We start from the raw sequence: 26,855 nt of genomic DNA, 5'->3' as shown, positions 1-26,855 counted from the left end.
TATAAAAACACGGCTTGAAGTTGTGTAATGATATCCTAAAAACGGATTGAAAATCCAGATTCCTCCCCTAACTTCACTTGTAATTCACTAGGATAGATGGTAAAATAGACGAGTGAAAAAGAGACAGAAAAAAGAAAAAAATTCCCTATTATTTCAGTACATTATTGGTATAACTTTGTTAACTCTAGTCATCACTTCTTCCTTTCTCTACTTGGTATGGCTCAGCATGAAGCCTTATCGAACTGCTAAGGTAGAAGGTGAAAGACTCGCTAAGCAGTATGCAAATCTAGAAACGGTTAGCCAGATTGATATCTTCAATGGTTTAGAAAGCTATTATAGTGTTCTTGGCCAAGATAAGAACCAGAAACCAGTTGCTGTCTTAATAGAGAAAAGTAGCAATAATATTTACGTATATCAACTAGAAAATGGTACTTCTCAAGAAAAAGCAGAAGCAGTTGTCAGAGAAAAAGGAGCAACTGAAATCGACAAGATTACTTTCGGACGGTACGCTGAAAAACCTGTCTGGGAAATCAAGTCTGGAGGAGACTATTATCTGGTAGATTTTGAATCTGGCGCCTTAGTCGAAAAGGAGAAACAATGAAATTATCCAAACGTGTCTTAGAGATGGAAGAAAGCGTTACTCTTGCTAGTGATGCAAGAGCAAAGAAGTTAAAAGCTGAAGGAAAAGACGTTCTTTTCTTGACTTTAGGTCAGCCCGATTTTCATACTCCTGAAAATATTCAGGATGCTGCGGTTGCAGCCATTCGAGATGGACGTGCTTCTTTCTATACGGTGGCTTCAGGTTTGCCTGAGTTAAAAGCAGCAGTTAATACTTATTTTGAACGATACTATGGTTATTCTGTGGCAGCTAATGAGGTCACTTTTGCGACTGGTGCCAAGTTCTCACTCTATACTTTCTTTATGGCTGTGATTAATCCAGGTGATGAGGTTATCATTCCAACACCTTACTGGGTCAGCTATGGGGATCAGGTTAAGATGGCAGAAGGCCTTCCAGTATTTGTCCAAGCCAAGGAAGACAATCACTTTAAAGTAACTGTGGAGCAATTAGAAGCTGCTCGCACAGATAAGACTAAAGTCTTGGTTCTTAATTCACCATCTAATCCTACCGGTATGATCTACTCTTGTGAGGAATTGTTAGCCATTGGAAATTGGGCTGTTGAGCATGATATTCTTATCCTAGCAGATGATATTTATGGACGTTTGGTCTATAACGGTCATGAATTTGTTCCAATCTCCAGTCTTTCAGAAGCTATTCGCAAACAAACTATTGTCATCAATGGAGTGTCTAAGGCCTACGCTATGACTGGTTGGCGTGTTGGTTATGCAGTAGGTGATCCAGAAATTATTGCTGCTATGAGCAAATTGACTGGTCAAACGACTTCTAACCTGACTGCGGTATCTCAATACGCAACAATCGAGGCCTTAACTGGTCCACAAGACTCTGTAGAAACTATGCGTCAGGCTTTCGAGGAACGCTTGAATACTATCTATCCACTCTTGTGCCAAGTCCCTGGCTTTGATGTAGTCAAACCGCAAGGAGCTTTCTATCTCTTCCCAAATGTCAAAAAAGCTATGGAGATGAAAGGCTATACAGATGTAACAGAATTTACAACGGCTATTCTTGAGGAAGTTGGTCTGGCCCTGATTACAGGAGCAGGATTTGGAGCACCAGAGAATGTCCGTCTCAGCTATGCGACAGACCTAGATACACTCAAAGAAGCTATTCGTCGCTTGCACCAGTTTATGGAAAAATAAAAATAAGATCTTCGTCGTCTTGACGGAGATTTTTTTGGATAAAACCTGAGATTTTTCTCTGATAGAACCTAGCTATCAGGCATTATTTGTGGTACAATAGTGGGTAATAATGTCTTTAGACAAGTTAAACAAAAAAAGGAAGATAAAACATGACAAAACGTGTAACAATTATCGAAGTAAAAGACTACGTTGGTCAAGAAGTGACTATTGGTGCTTGGGTTGCTAACAAGTCAGGAAAAGGAAAAATTGCTTTCTTGCAATTGCGTGACGGAACTGCCTTCTTCCAAGGCGTGGCTTTCAAACCAAACTTTATCGAAAAATTCGGTGAAGAAGTAGGTCTTGAAAAATTTGATACCATCAAACGCCTAAGCCAAGAAACTTCTGTTTTCGTGACAGGGATTGTCAAAGAAGACGAACGCTCAAAATTTGGTTATGAGTTGGATATTACAGACATCGAAGTCATCGGTGAATCTCAAGACTACCCAATTACTCCAAAAGAACACGGAACAGACTTCTTGATGGATAACCGCCACTTGTGGTTGCGTTCACGCAAACAAGTAGCAGTGATGCAAATCCGTAACGCTATTATCTATGCAACTTATGAGTTCTTTGATAAGAATGGTTTCATGAAGTTTGATAGCCCAATTCTTTCAGGAAATGCTGCAGAAGATTCTACAGAACTTTTCGAAACAGACTACTTTGGAACACCAGCTTACTTGAGTCAATCTGGTCAGCTTTATCTTGAAGCAGGTGCTATGGCTCTAGGTCGCGTCTTTGACTTTGGTCCAGTATTCCGTGCAGAGAAATCTAAGACTCGCCGTCACTTGACTGAGTTCTGGATGATGGATGCGGAGTACTCATACTTGACACACGATGAGTCACTTGACTTGCAAGAAGCTTATGTAAAAGCATTGCTTCAAGGTGTTCTTGACCGTGCTCCTCAAGCCTTGGAAACATTGGAACGTGATACAGAGCTCTTGAAACGCTACATTGCTGAGCCATTTAAACGCATTACTTACGATGAAGCCATTGACCTCTTGCAAGAGCATGAAAACGACGAAGATGCTGACTACGAACATCTTGAGCATGGAGATGACTTTGGTTCACCACACGAAACTTGGATTTCAAACCACTTTGGTGTACCAACCTTTGTGATTAACTACCCAGCAGACATCAAGGCCTTCTACATGAAACCAGTTCCTGGGAACCCAGATCGCGTACTTTGTGCAGATTTGCTTGCACCAGAAGGCTACGGAGAAATCATCGGTGGTTCCATGCGTGAGGAAGACTATGATGCACTTGTCGCTAAGATGGAATCACTTGGAATGGATCTTACAGAGTACGAATTCTACCTTGACCTTCGTAAATATGGTACAGTACCACACGGTGGATTTGGTATCGGAATTGAGCGTATGGTAACTTTTGCAGCTGGAACAAAACACATCCGTGAAGCTATTCCATTCCCACGTATGTTGCACCGTATCAAACCTTAATAGCCATAAAAACGCCGTCTGGCGTTTTTACTTTAAATTCAATCATTCTATCGATTCATGAATGAACAATGGCCTATTTACCCAAAGAGCTGTCTTGTGATAAAATAACAAGAAGAAAAGGAGAAGAGCATGATTGATGTAGAAGAAATTCTAAGTAAGATGAATCCCAATCAAAAGATCAACTATGACCGTGTCATGCAAAAGATGGTCCAAGTTTGGGAAAAAAATGAAGAAAGACCAACTATTCTCATGCACGTCTGTTGTGCTCCCTGCAGTACCTACACTTTAGAGTACTTGACTAAGTATGCCGATGTGACCATTTATTTTGCTAATTCCAATATCCATCCCAAGGCAGAATATCATAAGCGTGCTTATGTGACCCAAAAGTTTGTCAGTGATTTTAATGAGAGAACTGGCAATAACGTCCAATACCTAGAAGCACCATACGAACCCAATGAATACCGTAAACTGGTTCGAGGTTTGGAAGAAGAACCTGAAGGTGGCGATCGTTGCAAGGTTTGTTTTGACTATCGTTTGGATAAGACAGCGCAGGTGGCTATGGATTTGGGCTTTGATTACTTCGGCTCAGCCCTAACCATCAGTCCTCATAAAAATTCACAAACCATCAATAGTATCGGGATCGATGTGCAGAAAATCTATACCACCCATTATCTTCCGAGTGATTTTAAGAAAAATCAAGGTTACAAACGTTCTGTAGAGATGTGTGAAGAGTACGATATCTATCGTCAATGTTACTGTGGCTGTGTCTATGCTGCTCAAGCCCAGAATATTGACTTGGTGCAGGTCAAGAAGGATGCAACAGCCTTTATGGTAGATAAGGATATCGAGAAAGATTACTCCCATATCAAGTTCACTGTTACAAAATTAGACATTTAAACGAAAACCTGCCACATTAGGCAGGTTTTTTGCTAAAATGTACTGGGATAGAAATAGATGGATTAATTTTTAAATTTTTAGTCCGTGTCTTGCGAGAATTCAATAAATCAGTTGAGACTTAAGATTTGTGGATAAAAATGAAGTTTAGGTTAAAAGTGTTTTTTGGAGTCTAGAAGACCAAAAATAGTTCAATACTGTGGTAAAATTATTCCTTTTTGCATTTATACAACTTATTTAGCACTGTGTTTATTCTTGTGATATAATGTCAAATTATAGAGTGGAGGTCATTTTAAATGATTGATAAAGTAATTGAACAATATAAAAGTCATGATAATCTTGATATTCGAGTAGAATTGCATAAGAAGTATTCAAAAAATAAATTAGGATTTAACAATTGGATATTTTCCAACTACCAAATCACTAATGAAGTAAAGGTTCTAGAATTGGGATGTGGTACAGGAGAGCTGTGGAAAAGTAATAATGATTCTATAGATAAAATGAAGCAGTTGGTTATTACAGATTTTTCTAAAGATATGGTAAAAACAACGAAATCAGTGATTGGAAATAGAGGCAATGTCAACTATGAAATAATGGACATTCAAAAGATTTCTTTTGAGAATGAAACCTTTGATATTGTTATTGCTAATATGCTTCTACATCATGTGAATGATATTCCTAAAGCTCTTTCTGAGGTGAATAGGGTCTTAAAAACAGGAGGCATTTTTTACTGTGCTACATTTGGTGAAAATGGAGTTGTAGATTATTTGGCAAGCTTATTTAAAGATGTGGTTAATCAAAATTTGGAAAATAAAACTTTTACTTTACAAAACGGGAAGACTTTTTTAAATAGGTATTTTGACACTGTGGAAAAATTAATTTATGATGATGAGCTACAGGTGACAAGTATAGACGATCTAGTTCAATATATTCAATCCTTGAAAGGAATTTCCGAAATAGGTTCACTAGAAGAGGAAATAATTCGTAATAGATTGGAAAGTGAGTTTAATAATGGTATGTTGATCATTCCTAAAGAATATGGTATGTTTATCGCTCGAAAAGAAGGTTAAGGGAACGAAATTGTGAAAAATTACGGAGAAGCTTTTAGATATTTTAGAAAATTAAACGGATATTCTTTAGAGTATGCTGCAGCTGATTCTATATCTAAATCTCAACTTTCTAGATTTGAAAGGGGAGAAAATGAAATTTCTCTTTCAACGTTTTTTGAATTATTATCAAATATCAATGTTTCGATAGAGAATTTTTGTAATTATCTAGAAGATTATAAAAGATCAGAGCTTGATAATTTTTTGGTTAATTTATCTCCAAATTTTTATAGTTTGAATACTAAAGGATTGGAGGAAATAAAAAATGAGCAACAAAAACTTTTTGAGAAGAGTGGGGAAAAAACTCATAAAATAAATACAATTATGGTTCAGGGATTATTAAATCAAATAGATTGTAATCATATAGTTAGTAGAGAAGATCTAAATTTAGTATATGACTATTTATTCCAGAAGGAACGATGGGAGTCCTATGAGATAACGTTGATTGGTAATTTATATCATCTTTTTGAGATAGATTATATTTACAGGGTCGGAAAAGAAATACTAGAGCGTACACATTATTACGAAAAAATCGGCAAGAATAGAAATTTAGTTGTGTCAGCTTGTTTAAATTTTTGGTTCTGTTGCCTTGAAAATTCACATCTAATATATGCAGACTACTTTGAAATGAAATTAAAAAAATTATTAAAAGATGACACAAAAGTTTTTGAAAAATCTACATTCAAATTTGTAGAAGGATATAAAATATACCTGACAGAATCTAAAGAATCTGGAATTAAGCAAATGCAAAATGTCATTAAATATTTTGAGTTTATTGAGTCTAAAAATATTGCTTTATATTTTCAAAAACGATTAAATGAGCTGGTAGATTAAATAGCATTTTATCTGTCAAATTATTATTTTCAAAATGTCGTACTAAATGATTGATGCTATGTGGAAATACAATAACTAAATTATTGATACGAAGGTGATCTGAATTCTTTTATAGCAATCATCTTCGTATTTTTGTATTAAACAATATAAGGTTGTTGTAAGCTTACAAGGAACAAAGAAATTAAAAAAGTATTAGTCTATCCATTTATTTTGTATATCTCACGAATTATATCATAATGGATTTATTCCTTTTTGTGTTTACACAGCTTATTTTATACTACCAAAAAACGAGGTCAGGATTTTAATCCTGACCTTTGACAACTTTACCGATTCTTTAGTTCTACGTAGCGTTTGTACCAAATGTTGACATAGGCTTCTGAGAAAGGACCTCGCTCATTGTTAATCCAATCAACAAGAATCTTGACATGCTCTTTCAAAATATAGTCTAAGTCAGAAGAATACTTCATTTTTCGCTTATGTCGTTCATATTCCTCAACGTCCAAGAGGCGTTTCTCACCATCTGTAAAAACTTTAACATCCAAATCATAGTCAATGTATTTTAAAGCTTCTTCGTCTAGATAGTAAGGGCTTGCCATATTGCAGTAGTAGGAAATCCCATTATCACGAATCATGGCGATGATATTAAACCAATATTTTTTATGAAAGTAAACAATAGCCGGCTCTCGAGTCACCCAACGACGACCGTCACTTTCGGTAACAAGTGTGTGGTCGTTGACGCCGATAATAGCGTTCTCTGTTGTTTTTAGTACCATGGTGTCTCGCCAAGTACGGTGAAGACTCCCATCATGCTTATAACTTTGAATTGTAATAAAGTCGCCTTCTTTTGGAAGTTTCATAACTAACCAACTTTCTACAATTTATAAGTTTATCGTTTACTATTGTATCACATTTTTGTTTAAAGTTCTTAGTTTTTCATGAAAAAATTAAAGATATTCTCTGAGAGCGCTGGATATATCCGAAAAATCATAACCCTTTCTAGCTAAAACTTGGGTCAAACGTTGCTTGAGTTCGTATCCTTCATACTTACGCGAATATTTTCGATATTGCTTATCCAACTCTTTAAAGATTAGTTCCTGAACGGTTTCCTCTTCTATCTGGATATCCAGTTGGTCAAAGGCTTTTTTAGCTTCCGAGTATGAAAACCCTTTGTTGGTAAGATTTTGGATTATCTTATCTTGTAGAGCACGAGCAGGCAATCTACCCTGATATTTTTTCAGTAGTTTTTCAGCTGTACGCTCTGCGACTTCCGTCAGATCAAATTCTTGTAAAACTTCTTGGATAACGGACTTAGCAACTCCTTTTTGAGAAATCTTTTGTATCAGCATGTAGCTTCCCTTGTCACCAGATAGCTGATTGGAATTGATGATCGCATAAGCATATTGACGGTCATTGATCCAGTTGTCATCCTTGAGGGCTTGGATGACTTGTGGTATGATTTTCTCATCAATCTCATGTTTAACTAAATAGTCTCTGACTTCTTTTTCAGTACGGGCCTTGAAGGATAAGTGATAGAGCGCCAAGTTTTTTCCGTAGGAAAATTGTGCAAAGATCTGAATACCTGAAAATTCTTGGGGACTAATTTCCTTATCCTTGGTCAACATAAAGCGAACAATGGTATCCTCTGTAATATAGCAGGTTTGGTCACTATCAAGTTCTAGCAGATAGAGACGTTTTTTCTTTTCTAGTTTTGTGATTTTCATGGTTTTCCTTTTATCCAAACGCTTCAAAGGCAGCAATGAGTCGAAGTTTATTTATATCGACCTGTTCTCTCCCATAATAGTCAAGAAATAGTTCAGCGTATTTAGGGTAATGTAGGTTATAGTTGAGGGACCAAACTGCCCAAAAGAGATCGATATGTCGGTCACTGAAATCAGCTAAGCCAAGGTCAATAAAGCAAGAGAAGTGGTCAGCATCCTTTAGAATAAAATTCGGTAGACAGGCATCCCCGTGAATAAAGGCATCTGTCTTTAAAAGGTGCTCTTGTTCTCGAATGAGCTGGAAGGCCTCTTCGCGGCTGCTAATCCGGAATTGGGGTAGGAGGGCCTTGGCATAAAATTCACCTTTTTCATACTTTTTAAAGGCTCTGTCTTTATAGACTTGTAAATGATTTTCTGATGGAAAATTTTTCGGATTTAAGCTGTGAAGCTTTTTAAGAGCCTCTGCCATGGTACGGCAAATTTTTTCTGGTTGATCTAAAAAAGCGAGACATCATGGCCAATAGCCTCTTTAGTCAGGAGGTAGTCTTTATCTGTAGATAGATAGTGGATGACTGGCGTTCCTATTTCCTCTTGTTCAAACCAACTCGCAATTCTAGCTTCTCGCTCTAATCTTCCCTTTTGATCTATTTTCAAGTAGTAACCTGAATCAAGATAGAGAACCCTTGCGCCTGAATGAGAAGAGCTGTCAGAAAGAGTTGCTCCTTCTATATAAGTTCGTAATTGCTCAGGAAAATCCAATGGGAAAAAATGAGATATCTTTGTATTCATGGTTTTATTGTAACATATTCTTAACCATTGAGAAACTACGTGGTATAATAGACTTATGAGTCTTAAAGTCAAACAAAAAATTCCATTAAAAATTAAGCGTATGGGGATAAACGGGGAAGGTATCGGATTTTTCCAGAAAACCCTTGTTTTTGTTCCAGGCGCCCTCAAGGGTGAAGATATCTATTGTCAGGTGACTTCCGTTAAGCGTAACTACGTTGAGGCTAAACTCCTTGAGGTCAATAAAAAATCTAAGTTTCGAGTGGTACCAGACTGCACCATTTATAATGAGTGTGGTGGCTGTCAAATCATGCATCTGCATTACGACAAGCAGCTGGAGTTTAAAACGGACCTTCTCCATCAAGCTCTGAAGAAATTTGCACCCGCTGGTTACGAAAACTATGAAATCAGACCAACCATTGGTATGCAGGAACCCAAGTATTATCGAGCTAAATTGCAATTCCAAACTCGAAAGTTTAAAGGTCAAGTCAAGGCAGGTTTGTATGCTCAGAATTCCCACTATCTGGTCGAGTTAAAAGACTGTCTGGTTCAAGACAAGGAGACGCAAGCGATTGCTAATCGCATTGCCGAACTCTTGACCTATCATCAAATTCCGATTACAGATGAACGGAAAATCCTTGGAGTTCGGACCATCATGGTTCGTCGAGCACGGAAAACTGGGGAAGTTCAGATTATCATTGTGACCAATCGTCAATTAAATCTGACTCAATTTGTGAAAGATTTAGTCAAGGATTATCCTGAAGTAGTGACTGTCGCAGTCAATACCAATACTGCTAAAACTAGTGAGATTTACGGGGAAAAGACTGAGATTATTTGGGGACAGGATAGTATTCGTGAGGGTGTATTAAACTATGAGTTTTCTCTCTCACCACGAGCTTTTTACCAACTCAATCCTGAACAGACTGAAATCCTCTATAGTGAAGCCGTTAAGGCCTTGGACGTAACTGAGAATGACCATCTGATTGATGCCTACTGTGGTGTTGGAACCATTGGTTTTGCCTTTGCCAAAAAAGTTAAAAGTCTGAGGGGGATGGATATTATTCCTGAAGCTATCGAGGATGCTAAGGCAAATGCCCAGCGTATGGGGTATAGTAATACCCACTATGAGGCAGGTACAGCAGAAGAGATTATCCCTAGATGGTATAAGGAAGGCTATCGTGCGGATGCCTTGATTGTAGACCCGCCTCGTACCGGTTTAGATGACAAACTCTTGGATACCATCGTTAATTACGCTCCTGAAAAGATGGTCTACATTTCCTGCAATGTATCTACCCTGGCGCGTGATTTAGTTCGCTTGGTTGAAGTCTATGACCTGCATTATATCCAGTCGGTTGATATGTTTCCACACACTGCTCGGACGGAAGCAGTGGTCAAATTAACTAGGAGAAAGCCAGACTCTAAATAGAATTGACGACTGGAAAGTATTTGAAAAGAAGACTTCTAGTTACAGAGTAAAATTTGCAAGCTCCCTATATTTATGATAAAATAAGTAGAAAATAAAATGAAAAAAGAGGTATGTGAAATGTCACGTAAACCATTTATCGCTGGTAACTGGAAAATGAACAAAAACCCAGAAGAAGCAAAAGCATTCGTTGAAGCTGTAGCATCAAAACTTCCTTCATCAGACCTTGTTGAAGCTGGGGTTGCTGTACCTGCTCTTGACTTGACAACTGTTCTTGCTGCTGCTAAAGGTTCAAACCTTAAAGTTGCTGCTCAAAACTGCTACTTTGAAAATGCAGGTGCTTTCACAGGTGAAACTAGCCCACAAGTTTTGAAAGAAATCGGTACTGACTACGTTGTTATCGGTCACTCAGAACGTCGTGACTACTTCCACGAAACAGACGAAGACATTAACAAAAAAGCAAAAGCAATCTTTGCTAACGGTATGCTTCCAATCATCTGTTGTGGTGAAAGTCTTGAAACTTACGAAGCTGGTAAAGCAGCTGAATTCGTAGGTGCTCAAGTATCTGCTGCTTTGGCTGGTTTGACTCCTGAGCAAGTAGCTGCATCTGTTATCGCTTATGAGCCAATCTGGGCGATCGGTACTGGTAAATCTGCATCACAAGACGATGCACAAAAAATGTGTAAAGTGGTTCGTGACGTTGTAGCAGCTGACTTTGGTCAAGAAGTAGCTGATAAAGTACGTGTTCAATACGGTGGTTCAGTTAAACCTGAAAACGTTGCAGAATACATGGCTTGTCCAGACGTTGACGGAGCTCTTGTTGGTGGTGCATCACTTGATCCAGAAAGCTTCTTGGCATTGCTTGACTTTGTAAAATAAGCTTCAAATATCTGAGACAGACAGTTCCCTCCCTCGAGGTTAAGACTGCCTGTCTTCTTTTTAGTAAAAAGGCGTGCGAAAGCACGCTCTTTTCTGCATTTTATACTCAATGAAAATCAAAGAGCAAACTAGGAAGCTAGCCGCAGGCTGTACTTGAGTACGGCAAGGTGAGGCTGACGTGGTTTGAATTTGATTTTCGAAGAGTATTAGAAGAAAAAGAAAGGAGAATCATGCTTTACATTTGGTCTTATCTCAAACGTTATCCCAAGTGGTTAGTGTTAGACTTCTTCGGAGCTATTTTCTTTGTGATTGTCAATCTTGGGCTACCGACTGTTCTTGCTCGCATGATTGACCAGGGGATTAATCAAGGTAATGAAGAAAAGCTCTATTTTTGGGCTATCGTAATGTTGGTTATTATCGTCTTGGGGACATTTGGGCGGGTTGTTCTATCCTATGCTGCTAGTAAATTGACCACCAATATGGTTAAGGACATGCGAAATGATGTCTATGCTAAGCTGCAAGAGTATTCTCATCACGAATATGAACAAATTGGTGTTTCTTCATTGGTTACTCGTATTACCAGTGATGCCTTTGTCCTTATGCAGTTTGCTGAGCAGACGCTTAAGCTGGGTGTTATCACTCCCATGATGATGCTGTCGAGTATTCTCATGATTTTCTTAACCAGCCCCTCACTAGCCTGGATTGTTGCTTTTTCAGTTCCTTTTCTAGCTGTAGTAGTCCTTTATGTGGCAGTGAAAACGCGCCCCTTATCTGAAAAACAACAGAAAACACTGGACAAGATAAACCAATATGTCCGTGAAAATTTGATGGGCTTACGAGTGATTCGTGCCTTTGCTCGTGAAGACTTCCAAGAAAACCGTTTCGAAGAGAAAAATGCGATCTATGCGGATAATTCAAATCGTTTGTTCAAATTGACTGGTTTGACGGAGCCGCTTTTTGTGCAAATCATTATTGCCATGATTGTAGCTATCGTTTGGTTTGCTCTAGATCCTCTCAAGCAAGGAAGTTTGCAGATTGGGGATTTGGTAGCCTTCATCGAGTATAGTTTCCACGCTCTTTTGTCCTTCCTTTTCTTGTCAAACCTCTTTACCATGTATCCACGTACAGCTGTGTCTAGTGAGCATTTGAAGGAAATCATGGATATGCCTATTTCCATTGATCCAAATGAGGACGGAATTCAAGAAACAGAAACACATGGTTACTTAGAATTTGATAATGTGACCTTTGCCTATCCTGGTGAGACGGAAAGCCCTGTTTTGCATAATATTTCCTTTACTGCTAAACCGGGAGAAACCATTGCTTTTATCGGTTCGACTGGGTCAGGTAAGTCTACTCTGGTTCAGTTAATTCCTCGTTTTTATGATGTTACACTGGGGAAGATTAAGGTCGATGGTGTTGATGTCCGGGATTACCGTCTCAAATCACTCCGCCAAAAGATTGGATTTATTCCACAAAAAGCCTTGCTCTTTACAGGGACTATCGCAGATAACCTCCGTTACGGAAAAGAGGACGCCAGTCATGAGGACTTGCACCAAGCAGCTGATGTAGCCCAAGCCAAAGACTTTATCGAGAGTCGAGAAGAAGGTTTTGCAACTCATCTGGCTGAAGGGGGAAGCAATCTATCAGGTGGTCAAAAGCAACGCTTGTCGATTGCCCGCGCAGTCATCAAGGGTCCGGATATCTATATCTTTGATGATTCCTTCTCAGCCTTGGACTACCGTACAGATGCTATCTTGCGTCGTCGTCTCAAGGAAGTGACTCAAGACGCTACGGTATTGATTGTTGCGCAACGTGTTGGAACTATCATGGATGCGGACCAGATTATCGTCCTTGATAAGGGCGAAATAGTTGGCCGTGGTCGTCATGAAGAATTGATGGAAACCAATGACATCTATCGAGAAATTGCTGAGTCGCAGTTGAAAAATGCGTCTCTGACAGAAGAATAGGAGGTAAAGGATGAAACAACAATCTAGCCTAGCTCGTCTATGGAGTTATTTAAAAGCCTACCGTTTCTCTGTTTTCTTTGCAGTCTTCTTGAAAATAGTCAGCGTCATAATGAGTGTTATCGAGCCATTCATATTGGGGCTTGCTATCACTGAGTTAACCAGCAACCTCCTTGCCATGGCAAATGGTGTTGCAGGAGCAGGTATTAATACTAGCTATATCGCAGTAATTCTAGTGATTTATCTCTTGCGTGGGCTTTTCTATGAGTTGGGTTCTTATTACTCAAACTATTTCATGACCAATGCTGTCCAGTCTATGATACAGGATTTGCGAAATGAAATGAGCGAAAAAATCAACCGCATCCCTGTGTCTTACTTTGACAAGCACCAATTTGGAGATTTGCTGGGACGTTTTACTAGTGATGTAGAGACCGTATCTAATGCACTCCAACAATCCTTCTTACAGATTGTTAATGCAGTCTTTACCATTATTTTTGTTATGGGTATGGTCCTCTATCTAAATCTTCAGTTGGCTATCATTGTTATCTTGTCGATTCCAGTGACTTATTTTGGAGCCAAAACAATTCTAAATCGTTCGCAGCCATACTTTAAACAGCAGGCAGCTATATTGGGACGTATGAATGGATTTGTACAGGAAAACTTGACAGGTTTCAATGTTTTAAAACTTTTCGGACGCGAAGAAAACTCTCAAGAGAGATTTGAAAAGATTACGGATGAATTGCAACAAGTCGGATTTAAGGCGAGCTTTATTTCAGGTTTGATGATGCCTGCTCTTCACATCGTGTCTGATTTAACTTACTTAATTGTAGCTGTCTTAGGTGGTTTGCAGGTTATTGCAGGACGCTTGACTATTGGTAACATGCAGGCCTTCGTTCAATATGTATGGCAAGTCAGCCAGCCGATCCAAAATATCACTCAGTTAGCTGGGCAAATGCAAAGTGCCAAGTCCTCTCTTGACCGTGTCTTCGAAGTTTTAGATGAACAGGAAGAAGTCCAAACTGCTGAAGTGAAAGAACTAGCACCATTGACAGGTCAAGTTAGCTTCAAAAATGTTGATTTCCAATATGTGGAAAACAAACCATTGATTCGCAATTTTAATTTAGATGTTGAACCTGGAGAGATGGTAGCTATCGTTGGACCTACTGGAGCAGGGAAAACAACCTTGATTAACCTTCTCATGCGTTTTTACGATGTGACAGCTGGTGCCATTTTAGTGGATGGCCAAGATATTCGTGACTTGTCTCGTCAGGACTATCGTCGACAGTTTGGGATGGTCCTACAGGATGCCTGGCTCTATGAAGGCAGTATCAAGGAAAATCTTCGCTTTGGAAATCTTGAGGCAACAGATGAAGAAATCGTTGAAGCTGCTAAGGCGGCCAATGTTGACCACTTTATCCGCACCCTTCCTGGTGGCTATAACATGGAGATGAACCAAGAATCAAGTAATATTTCTCTTGGTCAGAAACAGTTGTTAACTATCGCGCGTGCTCTCTTGGCGGATCCTACAATCTTAATTTTGGACGAAGCGACCTCATCAGTCGATACTCGTTTAGAACTCTTGATTCAAAAGGCCATGAAACGTTTGATGAAGGGGAGAACAAGCTTTGTCATTGCCCATCGACTTTCGACAATTCAGGAAGCTGACAAAATTTTGGTACTTAAAGATGGACAGATAATCGAACAGGGAAATCATGAAAGTCTTTTGGCTGCAAAAGGTTTCTATTATGATCTTTATCAAAGTCAATTTTCTAGTAAAAACAGAGAAAATAGCTAGGGTAAATAGCCACTCATTTTCTTAAATTATCAGTCAATTACAACTTTTTTAATATGGGTTAATTTTCTTGCTTTTGTCTACTAGGTGTAGTATACTGAGGTAGTAATCAATAAATATGGTTACAAAAATAATATTATGAGGTGAGAAAAATGGTAGAATTGAAAAAAGATGCATTAAAAGACGTAACAACATTATCTAAGACAGCTCCTGAAACGCTAGTAAAAACGAAAGAAGTCTTGAATCAAGCCGTAGCTGACTTGTACGTAGCACATATCGCTCTTCATCAAGTACACTGGTACATGCGTGGACGTGGATTCATGGTATGGCATCCTAAGATGGATGAATACATGGATAGTCTAGATGCTTACCTTGATGAAATCAGCGAACGCTTGATTACACTTGGTGGCAAACCCTACTCTACTTTGACAGAATTCCTTCAACACAGTGAAATCGAAGAAGGAGTTGGAGAATTCCGTAACGTAGAAGAAAGTTTGGAACGTGTCCTTGAAATTTATCGTTACCTTATCACTCTTTTCCAAAAAGCATTGGATGTAACAGATGAAGAAGGTGATGATGTAACCAATGATATCTTCGTTGGTGCTAAGGCAGATCTTGAAAAAACAGTCTGGATGCTTGCAGCAGAATTAGGACAAGCACCTGGTTTGTAAGATAAATTATTTTTCTAAAAATCCGTAGAATTTTTCTACGGTTTTTTTCTATTCAGGAGGGCATTCCAAAACAGTCTTTTTTGAAGATTTTTGATAAAATAGAACTATCAATGAAAAGGATGAAAGCATGACAAAGAAAATCGTAGCCATTTGGGCTCAAGATGAAAAGGGTGTGATCGGGAAAGAGGATCGTTTACCTTGGCATTTGCCAGCAGAGTTAAAACATTTTAAAGAAACAACCTTGAATCATGCCATTTTAATGGGTCGTGTAACCTTTGATGGGATGGGTCGACGATTGCTTCCAGGACGTGAAACCTTGATTTTGACGCGCAATCCTGAAGAAGCAATCGATGGTGCTCTGGTTTTCCAAAATGTTGAGGATGTTTTAGACTGGTATCATCATCAGGCTAAGAATCTCTATATCATTGGTGGCAAGCAGATTTTTCAGCTTTTTGAACCTTATCTCGATGAGATTATTGTGACACAAATTCATGCTCAAGTTGAAGGGGATACCTATTTCCCAGAAGATTTTGACTTGACTGTTTTTGAGACTGTTGCAAGCAAATCTTATTCCAAAGATGAGAAAAATGTCTATGATTTTACCATCGAATATAGAAAGAGAAAGGAAGTCTAATGGAGCGTAGTATTTTTGGATTTTTTACAGCTCTTTTGTGTGCTGTCTGTCTTGTAGCTGGAACACACGCTTTTCGTAAAAAGCGCTTTGGACTTGCTACTCTGCTTTGGCTAAATGCTTTCACAAACTTGGTGAATAGCATTCATGCTTTTTATATGACCTTATTTTAGATAGAATGAATAGTTAGAACGGAAGGGAATCATGCCTACAAATAGGAAAAATGATATGATGGTTTATTGCTCATTTTGTGGCAAAAGCCAAGAAGAAGTTAAAAAAATAATCGCTGGGAACAACGCTTTTATCTGTAATGAATGTGTGGAGTTGGCCCAGGAAATTATTCGTGAGGAGTTAGCTGAGGAAGTCTTGGCAGACTTGTCTGAGGTGCCAAAACCAATCGAACTCCTAAACATCTTGAACCACTACGTGATCGGTCAAGATCGTGCCAAACGTGCTTTGGCAGTGGCTGTATATAACCACTACAAACGCATCAATTTCCATGACACTCGTGAAGAGACTGAAGATGTGGATTTGCAAAAGTCAAACATTCTAATGATTGGCCCAACTGGATCAGGGAAGACTTTCCTTGCTCAGACTCTTGCTAGAAGTTTGAATGTACCATTTGCCATTGCAGATGCAACAGCTCTTACTGAAGCTGGTTATGTGGGTGAGGACGTTGAAAATATCCTCCTCAAACTCTTGCAGGCAGCTGATTTTAACATTGAACGAGCAGAGCGTGGAATTATCTACGTAGACGAAATCGACAAGATTGCTAAGAAGAGCGAGAATGTTTCTATTACACGTGATGTTTCTGGTGAAGGTGTGCAACAAGCCCTCCTCAAGATTATCGAAGGTACAGTAGCAAGTGTTCCTCCACAAGGTGGACGCAAACATCCACAACAAGAAATGATTCAAGTAGACACAAAGAATATCCTCTTCATCGTGGGTGGTGCCTTTGATGGAATCGAAGAAATTGTCAAACAGCGTCTTGGTGAAAAAGTTATCGGTTTCGGACAAAATAGCAAGGCTATTGACGAAAACAGTTCTTACATGCAAGAAATCATTGCAGAAGATATTCAGAAATTCGGTATTATTCCTGAATTAATTGGACGCTTGCCTGTCTTTGCAGCCTTGGAGCAGTTGACAGTAGATGATTTGGTTCGCATCTTGAAGGAACCAAGAAATGCCTTAGTCAAACAATACCAGACTTTGCTTTCATATGACGATGTTGAACTTGAATTTGACGATGAAGCACTTCAGGAAATTGCGAACAAAGCCATCGAACGTAAAACTGGTGCGCGTGGTCTTCGCTCAATCATCGAAGAAACCATGCTAGATGTTATGTTTGAAGTTCCAAGTCAAGAAAATGTGAAAACAGTCCGTATCACAAAAGAAGCAGTTGATGGAACAGCTAAGCCAATCCTAGAGACAGCCTAGAGGTGACTATGGAAATCAATACACACAATGCTGAGATTTTACTGAGTGCTGCCAACAAGTCCCACTATCCGCAGGATGAACTTCCTGAAATTGCTCTTGCAGGACGCTCAAATGTTGGTAAATCGAGCTTTATCAATACCATGCTCAATCGAAAAAATCTAGCTCGTACCTCTGGAAAACCAGGGAAAACACAACTACTCAATTTCTTTAATATTGATGATAAGATGCGTTTTGTAGATGTGCCTGGTTACGGTTATGCCCGTGTGTCTAAAAAGGAACGCGAAAAATGGGGACGCATGATTGAGGAGTACTTAACCACTCGAGAAAATCTTCGAGCAGTGGTTAGTCTCGTTGACCTTCGTCATGATCCGTCAGCAGATGATGTACAGATGTACGAATTTCTTAAATATTATGAGATTCCTGTCATCATTGTGGCGACTAAGGCAGACAAGATTCCGCGCGGTAAATGGAACAAGCACGAATCAGCTATTAAAAAGAAATTAAACTTTGATCCAAGTGATGATTTTATCCTCTTTTCATCCGTTACAAAAGCAGGAATGGATCAAGCTTGGGATGCTATTTTAGAAAAATTGTGAGGAATACATATGGCAAAAACAATTCATACAGATAACGCTCCAAAGGCAATCGGGCCTTACGTTCAAGGAAAAATCGTTGGGAACCTTTTGTTTGCTAGCGGTCAAGTTCCTTTATCTCCTGAAACTGGAGAAATCGTAGGAGAAACGATTCAAGAGCAGACTGAACAAGTTTTGAAAAACATTGGAGCTATTTTGGCAGAAGCAGGCACAGATTTTGACCATGTTGTTAAAACAACTTGTTTCTTGAGTGATATGAACGACTTTGTACCTTTCAATGAGGTATACCAAACAGCCTTTAATAAGGAATTTCCAGCTCGTTCAGCTGTAGAAGTAGCTCGTCTTCCTCGCGATGTAAAAGTCGAAATTGAAGTCATCGCTGAGATTGGATAAGCGAGTTGAAGTTTGGTTCTTCCAAACTTCTTTTGATATAAGGAGACTATGATGACAATGAAACAACTTCACCTGGTGATTGTAACAGGAATGAGTGGTGCAGGGAAAACTGTAGCCATTCAATCCTTTGAAGATTTAGGATATTTTACCATTGATAATATGCCACCAGCTCTATTGCCAAAGTTTTTGCAGTTGGTAGAGACCAAGGATGACGACCACAAGTTAGCCCTAGTGGTGGATATGCGAAGCCGCTCTTTCTTCTCAGAGATTCAGGCTGTCTTGGATGAATTGGAAAATCAGGATGATTTGGACTTCAAGATTCTCTTTTTGGATGCTGCTGATAAGGAATTGGTGGCACGCTATAAGGAAACTAGAAGAAGTCACCCTCTTGCAGCAGATGGTCGTATTTTGGACGGGATCAAGTTGGAACGCGAACTCTTAGCCCCATTAAAAAATATGAGTCAAAACGTAGTTGACACAACAGAGTTAACTCCTCGTGAACTTCGCAAGACTATTGCAGAGCAATTTTCGGACCAAGAACAAACGCAGTCCTTCCGTATTGAGGTCATGTCTTTTGGCTTTAAATATGGCATTCCAATTGATGCAGATTTGGTATTTGATGTTCGTTTCTTGCCAAACCCGTACTATCTGCCAGAACTTCGCAATCAGACAGGTGAAGACCAGGCAGTTTATGACTATGTCATGAACCATGAGGAATCTGAAGATTTCTACCGTCATTTGTTAGCCTTGGTTGAACCAATCCTACCAGGCTATAAAAAAGAAGGCAAATCAGTCTTAACTATTGCGATTGGTTGTACTGGTGGACAACACCGAAGTGTTGCTTTTGCCAATCGTTTAGCGAATGACCTATCTAAAAGTTGGCCTGTAAATGAAAGTCATCGTGATAAAGACCGAAGAAAGGAAACGGTAAACCGTTCATGAGAAAACCCAAAATTACGGTGATTGGTGGAGGAACCGGAATCCCTGTTATTTTAAATAGTCTACGGGAAAAAGACGTCGAAATTGCAGCCATAGTAACCGTTGCAGATGATGGTGGTTCTTCAGGTGAATTGCGTAAGAATTTTCAACAGTTGACACCTCCAGGGGATTTACGTAATGTCCTTGTAGCCATGTCAGATATGCCAAAATTCTATGAAAAGGTCTTTCAATACCGTTTTTCAGAGGATGCAGGTGCTTTTGCTGGTCATCCATTAGGAAACATTATCATAGCTGGATTATCTGAAATGCAGGGTTCGACCTATAATGCCATGCAATTGCTGAGTAAATTCTTCCATACTACAGGAAAGATTTTCCCATCAAGTGACCATCCTTTGACACTCCATGCTGTCTTTAAAGATGGATCAGAAGTTGCTGGGGAAAGTCACATTGCAGATCATCCAGGTATGATTGACCATGTCTATGTGACAAACACTCTAGACGATGAGAAACCGCAGGCTAGCCGTCGTGTTGTCAATACCATTCTTGAGAGTGATATGATTGTTTTGGGACCAGGTTCACTCTTTACTTCGATTTTGCCTAATATTGTCATTGAGGAGATTGGGCAGGCTCTTCTGGAAACCAAGGCTGAAATTGCCTATGTCTGCAACATCATGACTCAACGTGGAGAGACAGAACATTTCTCGGATAGTGATCACGTAGCAGTCTTGCATCGTCATTTGGGCCGTCCATTTATCGATACTGTCCTTGTTAACATCGAAAAGGTTCCGAGGGATTATATGGACACCAACCGTTTTGATGAATATCTGGTGCAGGTTGAACATGATTTTGAAGGTTTGCGCAAGCAAGTACCTCGTGTTATTTCATCCAATTTTTTACGTTTGGAAAATGGGGGTGCCTTCCACGATGGTGATTTAATCGTAGATGAGCTCATGCGGATCATTCAGGTGAGAAAATGAGTTTTACAGTAGCAGTAAAAGAAGAAATTTTAAGTCAGCATCACCTGAGTCGTCATGAATTGTCAGCTATTATCAAGATTTCTGGTAGTATTGGTTTATCGAGCTCTGGTTTGACCTTGTCCGTCATTACAGAGAATGCTAAGTTGGCTCGTCATCTCTATGAATCATTCTTGCACTTTTACGGCATCAAGTCTGAGATTCGTCACCACCAGAGAAGTAATCTACGGAAAAATCGCGTCTATACTGTATTTACGGATGAGCGAGTCCAGGAACTTTTAGCAGATTTGCGTTTGGCCGATTCTTTCTTTGGTTTGGAGACTGGGATTGATCCAGAAATTTTAGGAGATGAGGAAGCAGGTCGTGCCTATCTCTGTGGAGCCTTCTTAGCGAATGGCAGCATTCGTGATCCCGAGTCAGGGAAATATCAGTTGGAAATTAGTTCGGTTTATCTAGACCACGCCCAAGGGATTGCTTCGCTCTTGCAGCAGTTCTTGCTAGATGCTAAAGTTATCGAACGAAAAAAGGGGGCAGTGACCTATCTTCAGAGAGCTGAAGATATTATGGATTTCCTGATTTTAGTGGGAGCCATGGAAGCGAGAGATACTTTTGAAGGCGTCAAGATTCTCCGAGAAACTCGGAATGATCTCAATCGTGCTAATAATGCAGAGACAGCTAATATCGCTCGTACGGTTTCTGCAAGCATGAAAACTATCAACAATATCAGTAAAATCATTGATACCATAGGTCTAGATAGCCTACCAGTAGATTTGCAGGAAGTAGCACATTTGCGTATCCAACATCCGGACTACTCTATCCAGCAATTGGCTGACAGTTTGACAAATCCACTCACAAAAAGTGGTGTCAATCATCGACTGAGAAAGATAAATAAAATTGCTGATGAACTTTAAAACCACGAATCCTAGGATCCGTGGTTTTTTCTTATAAACTTGTAGAGTGTTTTGGTTGTACTTTTTGTTGAGGGTCAATGTAGTTAATGGCATTGTTGACGGCGGTTGGTGCTTCACCAAGACCTGTCGCAATCAGGTCAATCTTACCTTCGTAGTAACAACAGTCACCAATAGCGTAAATTCCTGCCTGGCTTGATTCTTGCTTGCTATTGACGATAATCTTATGACGATTCAGTTCTAATCCCCAATTTTTAAGATTACCAACTGATGATTTGAAGCCATAGTTGACAAAGAGGTGATCTAGTTCAATGCTTTCGGTCTCATCGGATTTGACTTTTGTGATTTCAAGTTTGTCTAAAGTTTGACCATCTCCAAGAAGTTGACTTGGAACAAATGGTGTTTTAATAGCTACAGATGATTCTTGAAGAGCTTGTACACTATGCTCGAGGGCACGGAAGTTATCTCGACGGTGCACAAGTGTAGTTGGAGCAATCTTTTCAAAAGCTAGGGCCCAGTCCACAGCTGAGTCGCCACCCCCCAGGATGGTGACTTTCTTACCAGCATATTGTTGAATGTTAGAAACGTGATAATGGATATTTTCATAACCTTCAACACCTTCTAGTTCAAGTGGACGCGGTTTAAAGGCACCACCACCCATAGCGATAATGACAGCTTTACTACTATGAATACCTTTAGTAGTTGTTATCTTAAAAATATCATTCTCTTTTTCAATGTCAAGAACAGTTTCATTGAGGTGGGCTGGTGTATCAAACCCTTGTAATTGTTCTAACAAGCGATTTGTTAATTCTTCACCAGTGAGATTTGGGAAACCTGGGACATCAAGAATTTGTTTTTCAGGATAAAGAATGGCAGGTTGACCACCTAATTGGGGAAGAGAGTCAATGATTTGTACTTTAGCTTGACGTAAATTTGCATAAAAGGCTGCGAAAAGACCAACTGGGCCACCCCCTATGATTGTAATATCATATAATTCAGACATGGTTTCTCCTTATTTCATTTTTATCATTTTATTCTATCATATTTTCTGCCAATTTAAAATGAGGTAAGGGGGAGAAAATTTCCATTAAAAATGGTATAATGAAGAGAAGCTTTTTTGGAGAGGGGACACAGGATGAATTTTCAGCAATTATCTAATCTTCAATACTGGTCTAGTTTGTTTTCCAGTCCTTGGAGTATTGCGATAAATGTGATTGATATTCTAATCGTCGCTTATATCTTATATCAATTTACAAAATCAATTGCAGGAACCAAGATTATGATTCTGGTTCGAGGCGTTTTAGTTTTTATCTTAGCTCAGATTGCGGCTAATTTTTTGGGCTTGACGACTATTTCTTGGTTGATTAACCAATTGATTACCTATGGAGTTATCGCAGCGGTTGTTATCTTTTCTCCAGAAATTCGGACAGGTTTGGAACGATTAGGTCGAGCTACGGACTTCTTTTCAAATACTCCTATAAGTTCAGAAGAGCAGATGGTACAGGCTTTTGTAAAATCGGTTGAGTATATGAGCCCGCGAAAGATTGGAGCTTTGGTAGCTGTTCAACGTGTGAGAACCTTGCAGGAGTACATCGTTACAGGAATTCCTTTGGATGCTAAGATTTCTGCTGAGTTATTAATTAACATCTTTATCCCTAATACGCCTCTCCATGACGGTGCAGTCATTATCAGTGGAGATCGGATTGCAGTAACTTCTGCCTATTTACCACTGACTGAAAACACAGGTATTTCCAAAGAGTTTGGAACTCGTCACCGTGCAGCCATTGGTTTATCAGAAGTTTCAGATGCCCTTACTTTTGTTGTATCAGAAGAAACTGGGGGTATATCCATCACCTACAATGATGTCTTCAAACATGATCTAAGTTTGGAAGAATTCGAGGAAGAACTACGTCGTATTCTGATCCCTAAGGATTCACAAGAACCAAGCTTAAAAGAACGTTTATTAGGAGGGTGGAATAATGAAAAGAAATAGCCTTTATATCATCTCCTCACTCCTCTTTGCATGTGTCCTATTTATCTATGCAACATCAATCAATTATCAAAACAATACTAATGCGAGACAAACTAAAACTGAAACCTACACCAATACAGTAGTCAATGTACCGATTGATATTCAGTATGATAGTGCGCAGTATTTCATTAGTGGATTTAGCTCAGAAGTAACGGTATTTCTGACTGGTTCAAATCGGGTGACTTTGGCCAGTGAGATGAAAGAGAGCACTCGTAAATTTAAAGTGACTGCGGATTTATCACAAGCTACAGAAGGAACGATTGAAGTTCCCTTAACCATTGAAAATCTTCCAAGTGGTTTGACAGCTGTAGCAACACCACAAAAGATCACAGTCAAGGTTGGTAAGAAAGTTACTCGAGATAATGTACCTGTTGTACCTCAAATTGATTCTAGTCAAATTGATGAGAAGATTATAATCGAACGTGTGACTGTTTCTGATGAAAAAGTTTCAGTAACCAGCGACGCAGATACTTTGTCTAAGATTGATCGCATTGTTGCAGTTTTGCCAACGAGTGAAAAAATAACTGGGAATTATTCAGGGTCAGTACCTTTACAAGCTGTCGACAGGAATGGGACCGTTTTACCAACAGTTATTACTCCTTTTGAGGTTACTATGAAAGTAATAACTAAACCAGTCCGAACAACAAATAGTTCAACGACAACAAGTAATGCTTCAACTGTAGAAAACTCATCAACGACAGCAGCAGAAACGAAGCCAGATAATTCAAAGCAAAATTAACATTAAACTAGAAAAGGATTATAAAAATGGGTAAATATTTTGGAACGGATGGAGTCCGTGGAGAAGCAAACGTAGAATTAACACCTGAATTGGCTTTTAAACTAGGCCGATTCGGAGGATATGTTCTTAGTCAACATGAGACAGAAGCGCCTAAGGTTTTTGTAGGACGCGATACTCGTATTTCAGGGGAAATGTTAGAAGCAGCCTTGATTGCTGGTCTCCTTTCAGTGGGAATTCACGTTTATAAACTTGGGATACTTGCTACGCCTGCAGTAGCATACTTGGTGAAAACTGAGGGGGCAAGTGCTGGGGTCATGATTTCAGCAAGCCACAATCCAGCTCTAGATAACGGGATTAAATTCTTTGGTGGTGATGGCTTTAAGCTAGATGATGACAAAGAAGCAGAAATCGAAGCCTTACTAGATGCTAGCGAAGATACTCTTCCACGTCCAAGTGCCGAAGGACTAGGTACAGTTGTTGATTACCCAGAAGGCTTGCGTAAATATGAAGCCTACCTTGTTTCGACTGGAACTCCCCTTGAAGGAATGAAAGTAGCCTTGGATACTGCAAATGGTGCAGCTTCTACAAGTGCCCGCCAAATCTTTGCAGACTTGGGTGCTCAATTAACAGTCATTGGAGAAATGCCAGACGGCCTTAATATCAATTTGAATGTTGGTTCAACTCATCCAGAAGCCTTGCAAGAACTTGTCAAAGAAAGTCAATCTGCCATTGGTTTAGCCTTTGATGGTGATAGCGATCGTTTGATTGCTGTTGATGAAAATGGTGAAATTGTCGACGGTGATAAGATTATGTATATCATCGGTAAATACCTTTCTGAAAAAGGTCAATTGGCACAAAATACAATTGTAACAACAGTTATGTCCAACCTTGGTTTCCATAAAGCCTTGGATCGTGAAGGCATTAATAAAGCTGTCACTGCTGTTGGAGACCGCTATGTAGTTGAAGAAATGAGAAAATCGGGCTACAATATCGGTGGAGAACAGTCAGGTCACGTTATCTTGATGGACTACAATACAACTGGTGATGGTCAGTTGTCAGCAGTTCAATTGACTAAGATCATGCAAGAAACAGGTAAGAGCTTATCTCAATTGGCTTCAGAAGTAACAATTTACCCACAAAAATTGGTTAATATCCGTGTGGAAAACACCATGAAAGACAAAGCCATGGAAGTACCAGCTATCAAGGCTATTATCGATAAGATGGAAGAAGAGATGGCAGGTAATGGACGTATTCTCGTTCGCCCAAGTGGAACTGAGCCACTCTTGCGTGTCATGGCTGAAGCACCAACAACTGAAGAAGTAGATTACTATGTGGATACCATTGCTGAAGTTGTGAAAGCAGAAATCGGAATTTAGGAAAGTTAGCAGAAAATAAGAAAATATGTTACAATGTCAAAGTAAATTGTAACCATGGAGAATATGATGAATTTAAAACGTGAACAAGAATTTGTAAGTCAGTATCACTTTGATGCACGTAATTTTGAATGGGAAAATGAGAACGGAATTCCTGAAACAAAGGTTGATGTGAACTTCCAACTACTTCAACATGACCAAGAAAATCAGGTGACTTCTCTCGTAGTTGTTTTGAGCTTTATGATTGTCTTTGATAAATTTGTTATCAGTGGTACTATTTCTCAAGTGAACCACGTTGAAGGTCGTATCGTAGATCAACCAAGTGACTTTAGTCAAGAAGAAGTTGAGACGCTTGCTCGTCCTTCTTTGGATATGCTAAACCGTTTGACTTATGAAGTAACGGAAATTGCACTAGACTTACCAGGAATTAATTTGGAGTTTTAAAAAAAATGAAATTAGCGGTCATAACAGACTCATCTGCTTTTCTACAAGCGGAAACCTTGCGGAAAGAAGATTTATTTATGCTTGACATTCCTGTGAATATCGACGGACAGGAGTATGTTGAAGGTGTAAATCTAACCGCTCAAGAATTTTATGAAAAAATGGCTCGTTCATCTGAACTACCTAAAACAAGTCAACCAAGTATTGCAAAGTTGGATGAAATTTTATCATCATTAAAAGAAAAAGGCTATACTCATGTTTTGGGTCTCTTCCTTTCTTCTGGAATCTCAGGATTTCACCAGAATATCCAGTATATGACGGATGAGTTCGAAGATTTAACCATTGCTTTTCCTGATACTCGCATTACAAGTGCGCCCCTAGGATTTATGGTGGAAAGTGTGTTTCAATGGTCTGATCAGGGAGATGATTTCCAGTCTATACTAGATAAGTTAACCGAACAGATTGAAAATACTTCTGCCTTTATCATGGTAGATGACCTTGATCATCTGGTTAAAGGTGGTCGTTTATCAAATGGCGCAGCTATTTTAGGGAATCTTCTTAACATTAAACCAATTCTATATTTCAATGACCAAGGTGTTATCGAAGTTTATGAGAAGGTTCGTACAGAGAAGAAAGCAACAAAACGTCTAGTTGAAATTGTCAAAGATGTGACAAGTAACGGAAACTACCAGATTATGGTAATTCATGGGAATGCCTCTCAAAAAGCATCCGATTTACGTCAGCTATTGCTAGATAGTGGAGTAGCTACAGATGTTGAGATTGCAACCTTTGGTAGTGTTATTGGAACCCACCTGGGAGAAGGAAGCATCGCTTTGGCATACACACCAATTGTCTAGATTGTTCTTACAGGCTTTGTATCTTAAAATTGAACACGGACTATCTGCCTCTTGAAAAAAGATGCCAGTCTTGCCTTTTATGGAAAGTCGGCGCCATTCCCTATTTTTCATGGGCAGCTAACGTCCTTTGTATCTTAGCAATTGAACACGCCTGGAACCCTGTGTGAAAAAGACAGTTCTTCCAAGGAGTATCTACTCCTTG

At 39.3% G+C, this 26,855-nt stretch carries 27 protein-coding genes and 1 pseudogene; 24 read left to right on the top strand and 4 right to left on the bottom strand.

The window, feature by feature from the left end; genetic code table 11:
• Nucleotides 1-112: 112 nt before the first annotated feature.
• The 6 genes from K1I61_RS04385 to K1I61_RS04360 all read left to right on the top strand — a co-directional run bounded on the left by K1I61_RS04385 (nt 113) and on the right by K1I61_RS04360 (nt 6,103).
• Nucleotides 113-601 (top strand): cell wall elongation regulator TseB-like domain-containing protein, encoded by a 489-nt coding sequence (locus K1I61_RS04385; RefSeq protein ID WP_223333520.1) that lies wholly within the window; start codon nt 113-115, stop codon nt 599-601.
• Nucleotides 598-1,776 (top strand): pyridoxal phosphate-dependent aminotransferase, encoded by a 1,179-nt coding sequence (locus K1I61_RS04380; RefSeq protein ID WP_006151527.1) that lies wholly within the window; start codon nt 598-600, stop codon nt 1,774-1,776. Before K1I61_RS04385 ends, K1I61_RS04380 begins: the two co-directional genes overlap by 4 nt.
• A gap of 149 nt (nt 1,777-1,925) precedes the next feature.
• The gene (gene asnS, locus K1I61_RS04375; protein ID WP_223333518.1) at nt 1,926-3,269 is read left to right on the top strand and encodes an asparagine--tRNA ligase; all 1,344 of its coding nucleotides are present in this window, start codon (nt 1,926-1,928) and stop codon (nt 3,267-3,269) included.
• 129 nt (nt 3,270-3,398) lie between these two features.
• Nucleotides 3,399-4,166, top strand: coding sequence for an epoxyqueuosine reductase QueH (locus tag K1I61_RS04370; RefSeq protein WP_004252154.1), 768 nt, complete (start codon nt 3,399-3,401; stop codon nt 4,164-4,166).
• Nucleotides 4,167-4,459: 293 nt separating this feature from the next.
• Nucleotides 4,460-5,233, top strand: coding sequence for a class I SAM-dependent methyltransferase (locus tag K1I61_RS04365; protein WP_223333516.1), 774 nt, complete (start codon nt 4,460-4,462; stop codon nt 5,231-5,233).
• A gap of 12 nt (nt 5,234-5,245) precedes the next feature.
• A complete protein-coding gene (locus tag K1I61_RS04360; protein ID WP_223333514.1) occupies nt 5,246-6,103 on the top strand; it encodes an Rgg/GadR/MutR family transcriptional regulator in 858 nt (285 codons plus the stop codon).
• Between the two features lie 323 nt (nt 6,104-6,426).
• Here the strand turns inward: K1I61_RS04360 and ntdP are convergent, their stop codons facing one another.
• The 3 genes and pseudogenes from ntdP to K1I61_RS04345 all read right to left on the bottom strand — a co-directional run bounded on the left by ntdP (nt 6,427) and on the right by K1I61_RS04345 (nt 8,610).
• Entirely contained in the window at nt 6,427-6,960 is a 534-nt protein-coding gene (gene ntdP / locus K1I61_RS04355; RefSeq protein ID WP_049504712.1) for a nucleoside tri-diphosphate phosphatase, read from the bottom strand.
• An 87-nt stretch (nt 6,961-7,047) separates the two neighbouring features.
• Complete coding sequence (gene recX, locus K1I61_RS04350) at nt 7,048-7,824, bottom strand: recombination regulator RecX (RefSeq protein ID WP_223335806.1); 777 nt, start codon at nt 7,822-7,824, stop codon at nt 7,048-7,050.
• A gap of 10 nt (nt 7,825-7,834) precedes the next feature.
• Nucleotides 7,835-8,610 (bottom strand): annotated as a pseudogene (locus K1I61_RS04345) (aminoglycoside 3'-phosphotransferase).
• A gap of 55 nt (nt 8,611-8,665) precedes the next feature.
• Between K1I61_RS04345 and rlmD the strand changes: the two are divergent.
• The 13 genes from rlmD to whiA all read left to right on the top strand — a co-directional run bounded on the left by rlmD (nt 8,666) and on the right by whiA (nt 21,214).
• Nucleotides 8,666-10,033 carry a 23S rRNA (uracil(1939)-C(5))-methyltransferase RlmD gene (gene rlmD / locus K1I61_RS04340; RefSeq protein WP_070677112.1) on the top strand — a complete coding sequence of 456 codons (1,368 nt, stop codon included), beginning with the start codon at nt 8,666-8,668 and terminating at the stop codon, nt 10,031-10,033.
• Nucleotides 10,034-10,150: 117 nt separating this feature from the next.
• Nucleotides 10,151-10,909: a triose-phosphate isomerase gene (tpiA, locus tag K1I61_RS04335; RefSeq protein ID WP_070677113.1), complete on the top strand. Its 759-nt coding sequence runs from the start codon at nt 10,151-10,153 to the stop codon at nt 10,907-10,909.
• A 230-nt stretch (nt 10,910-11,139) separates the two neighbouring features.
• Nucleotides 11,140-12,876, top strand: coding sequence for an ABC transporter ATP-binding protein (locus K1I61_RS04330; RefSeq protein WP_223333510.1), 1,737 nt, complete (start codon nt 11,140-11,142; stop codon nt 12,874-12,876).
• 10 nt (nt 12,877-12,886) lie between these two features.
• Nucleotides 12,887-14,668 carry an ABC transporter ATP-binding protein gene (locus tag K1I61_RS04325; protein ID WP_223333509.1) on the top strand — a complete coding sequence of 594 codons (1,782 nt, stop codon included), beginning with the start codon at nt 12,887-12,889 and terminating at the stop codon, nt 14,666-14,668.
• Between the two features lie 149 nt (nt 14,669-14,817).
• Nucleotides 14,818-15,336, top strand: a complete 519-nt coding sequence (locus K1I61_RS04320; protein ID WP_223333507.1) for a Dps family protein — start codon at nt 14,818-14,820, stop codon at nt 15,334-15,336.
• Nucleotides 15,337-15,463: 127 nt separating this feature from the next.
• On the top strand, nt 15,464-15,970 hold the full coding sequence (locus K1I61_RS04315) for a dihydrofolate reductase (protein WP_223333505.1): 507 nt from the start codon (nt 15,464-15,466) through the stop codon (nt 15,968-15,970).
• The gene (locus K1I61_RS04310) at nt 15,970-16,140 is read left to right on the top strand and encodes a hypothetical protein (protein ID WP_000442255.1); all 171 of its coding nucleotides are present in this window, start codon (nt 15,970-15,972) and stop codon (nt 16,138-16,140) included. The genes K1I61_RS04315 and K1I61_RS04310 overlap by 1 nt, the downstream gene beginning before the upstream one ends.
• Nucleotides 16,141-16,171: 31 nt before the next feature.
• Entirely contained in the window at nt 16,172-17,404 is a 1,233-nt protein-coding gene (gene clpX, locus K1I61_RS04305; protein ID WP_223333495.1) for an ATP-dependent Clp protease ATP-binding subunit ClpX, read from the top strand.
• Between the two features lie 8 nt (nt 17,405-17,412).
• The gene (gene yihA, locus K1I61_RS04300; protein ID WP_049494688.1) at nt 17,413-18,000 is read left to right on the top strand and encodes a ribosome biogenesis GTP-binding protein YihA/YsxC; all 588 of its coding nucleotides are present in this window, start codon (nt 17,413-17,415) and stop codon (nt 17,998-18,000) included.
• Between the two features lie 9 nt (nt 18,001-18,009).
• On the top strand, nt 18,010-18,390 hold the full coding sequence (locus tag K1I61_RS04295; protein ID WP_223333492.1) for a RidA family protein: 381 nt from the start codon (nt 18,010-18,012) through the stop codon (nt 18,388-18,390).
• Nucleotides 18,391-18,441: 51 nt separating this feature from the next.
• Nucleotides 18,442-19,332 carry an RNase adapter RapZ gene (rapZ, locus tag K1I61_RS04290; protein ID WP_223333490.1) on the top strand — a complete coding sequence of 297 codons (891 nt, stop codon included), beginning with the start codon at nt 18,442-18,444 and terminating at the stop codon, nt 19,330-19,332.
• Nucleotides 19,329-20,306 (top strand): YvcK family protein, encoded by a 978-nt coding sequence (locus tag K1I61_RS04285; protein ID WP_223333488.1) that lies wholly within the window; start codon nt 19,329-19,331, stop codon nt 20,304-20,306. The genes rapZ and K1I61_RS04285 overlap by 4 nt, the downstream gene beginning before the upstream one ends.
• On the top strand, nt 20,303-21,214 hold the full coding sequence (whiA, locus tag K1I61_RS04280) for a DNA-binding protein WhiA (RefSeq protein ID WP_223333487.1): 912 nt from the start codon (nt 20,303-20,305) through the stop codon (nt 21,212-21,214). Before K1I61_RS04285 ends, whiA begins: the two co-directional genes overlap by 4 nt.
• A 31-nt stretch (nt 21,215-21,245) precedes the next feature.
• On the opposite strand, the gene K1I61_RS04275 is transcribed toward whiA, so the two are convergent.
• Nucleotides 21,246-22,214, bottom strand: a complete 969-nt coding sequence (locus K1I61_RS04275; RefSeq protein WP_223333477.1) for an NAD(P)/FAD-dependent oxidoreductase — start codon at nt 22,212-22,214, stop codon at nt 21,246-21,248.
• A 132-nt stretch (nt 22,215-22,346) separates the two neighbouring features.
• Here K1I61_RS04275 and cdaA point away from each other — a divergent pair, with 132 nt between their 5' ends.
• From cdaA to K1I61_RS04250, 5 genes are all read left to right on the top strand, one after another.
• Nucleotides 22,347-23,204, top strand: coding sequence for a diadenylate cyclase CdaA (cdaA, locus tag K1I61_RS04270; RefSeq protein WP_223333475.1), 858 nt, complete (start codon nt 22,347-22,349; stop codon nt 23,202-23,204).
• Complete coding sequence (locus K1I61_RS04265; RefSeq protein ID WP_223333473.1) at nt 23,191-23,982, top strand: CdaR family protein; 792 nt, start codon at nt 23,191-23,193, stop codon at nt 23,980-23,982. The genes cdaA and K1I61_RS04265 overlap by 14 nt, the downstream gene beginning before the upstream one ends.
• A gap of 26 nt (nt 23,983-24,008) precedes the next feature.
• Complete coding sequence (gene glmM / locus K1I61_RS04260; RefSeq protein WP_223333471.1) at nt 24,009-25,358, top strand: phosphoglucosamine mutase; 1,350 nt, start codon at nt 24,009-24,011, stop codon at nt 25,356-25,358.
• Nucleotides 25,359-25,424: 66 nt separating this feature from the next.
• Entirely contained in the window at nt 25,425-25,799 is a 375-nt protein-coding gene (locus K1I61_RS04255) for a DUF1149 family protein (protein WP_004252208.1), read from the top strand.
• A 5-nt stretch (nt 25,800-25,804) separates the two neighbouring features.
• Complete coding sequence (locus K1I61_RS04250) at nt 25,805-26,653, top strand: DegV family protein (RefSeq protein ID WP_223333460.1); 849 nt, start codon at nt 25,805-25,807, stop codon at nt 26,651-26,653.
• Nucleotides 26,654-26,855 lie beyond the last annotated feature (202 nt).

It is taken from the genome of Streptococcus infantis (genome assembly GCF_019929665.1).
GTDB classification, from domain to species: domain Bacteria; phylum Bacillota; class Bacilli; order Lactobacillales; family Streptococcaceae; genus Streptococcus; species Streptococcus infantis_H.
The sequence above is the reverse complement of the archived record's forward strand: the minus strand, read 5'-3'. Positions and strand labels throughout refer to the sequence as shown.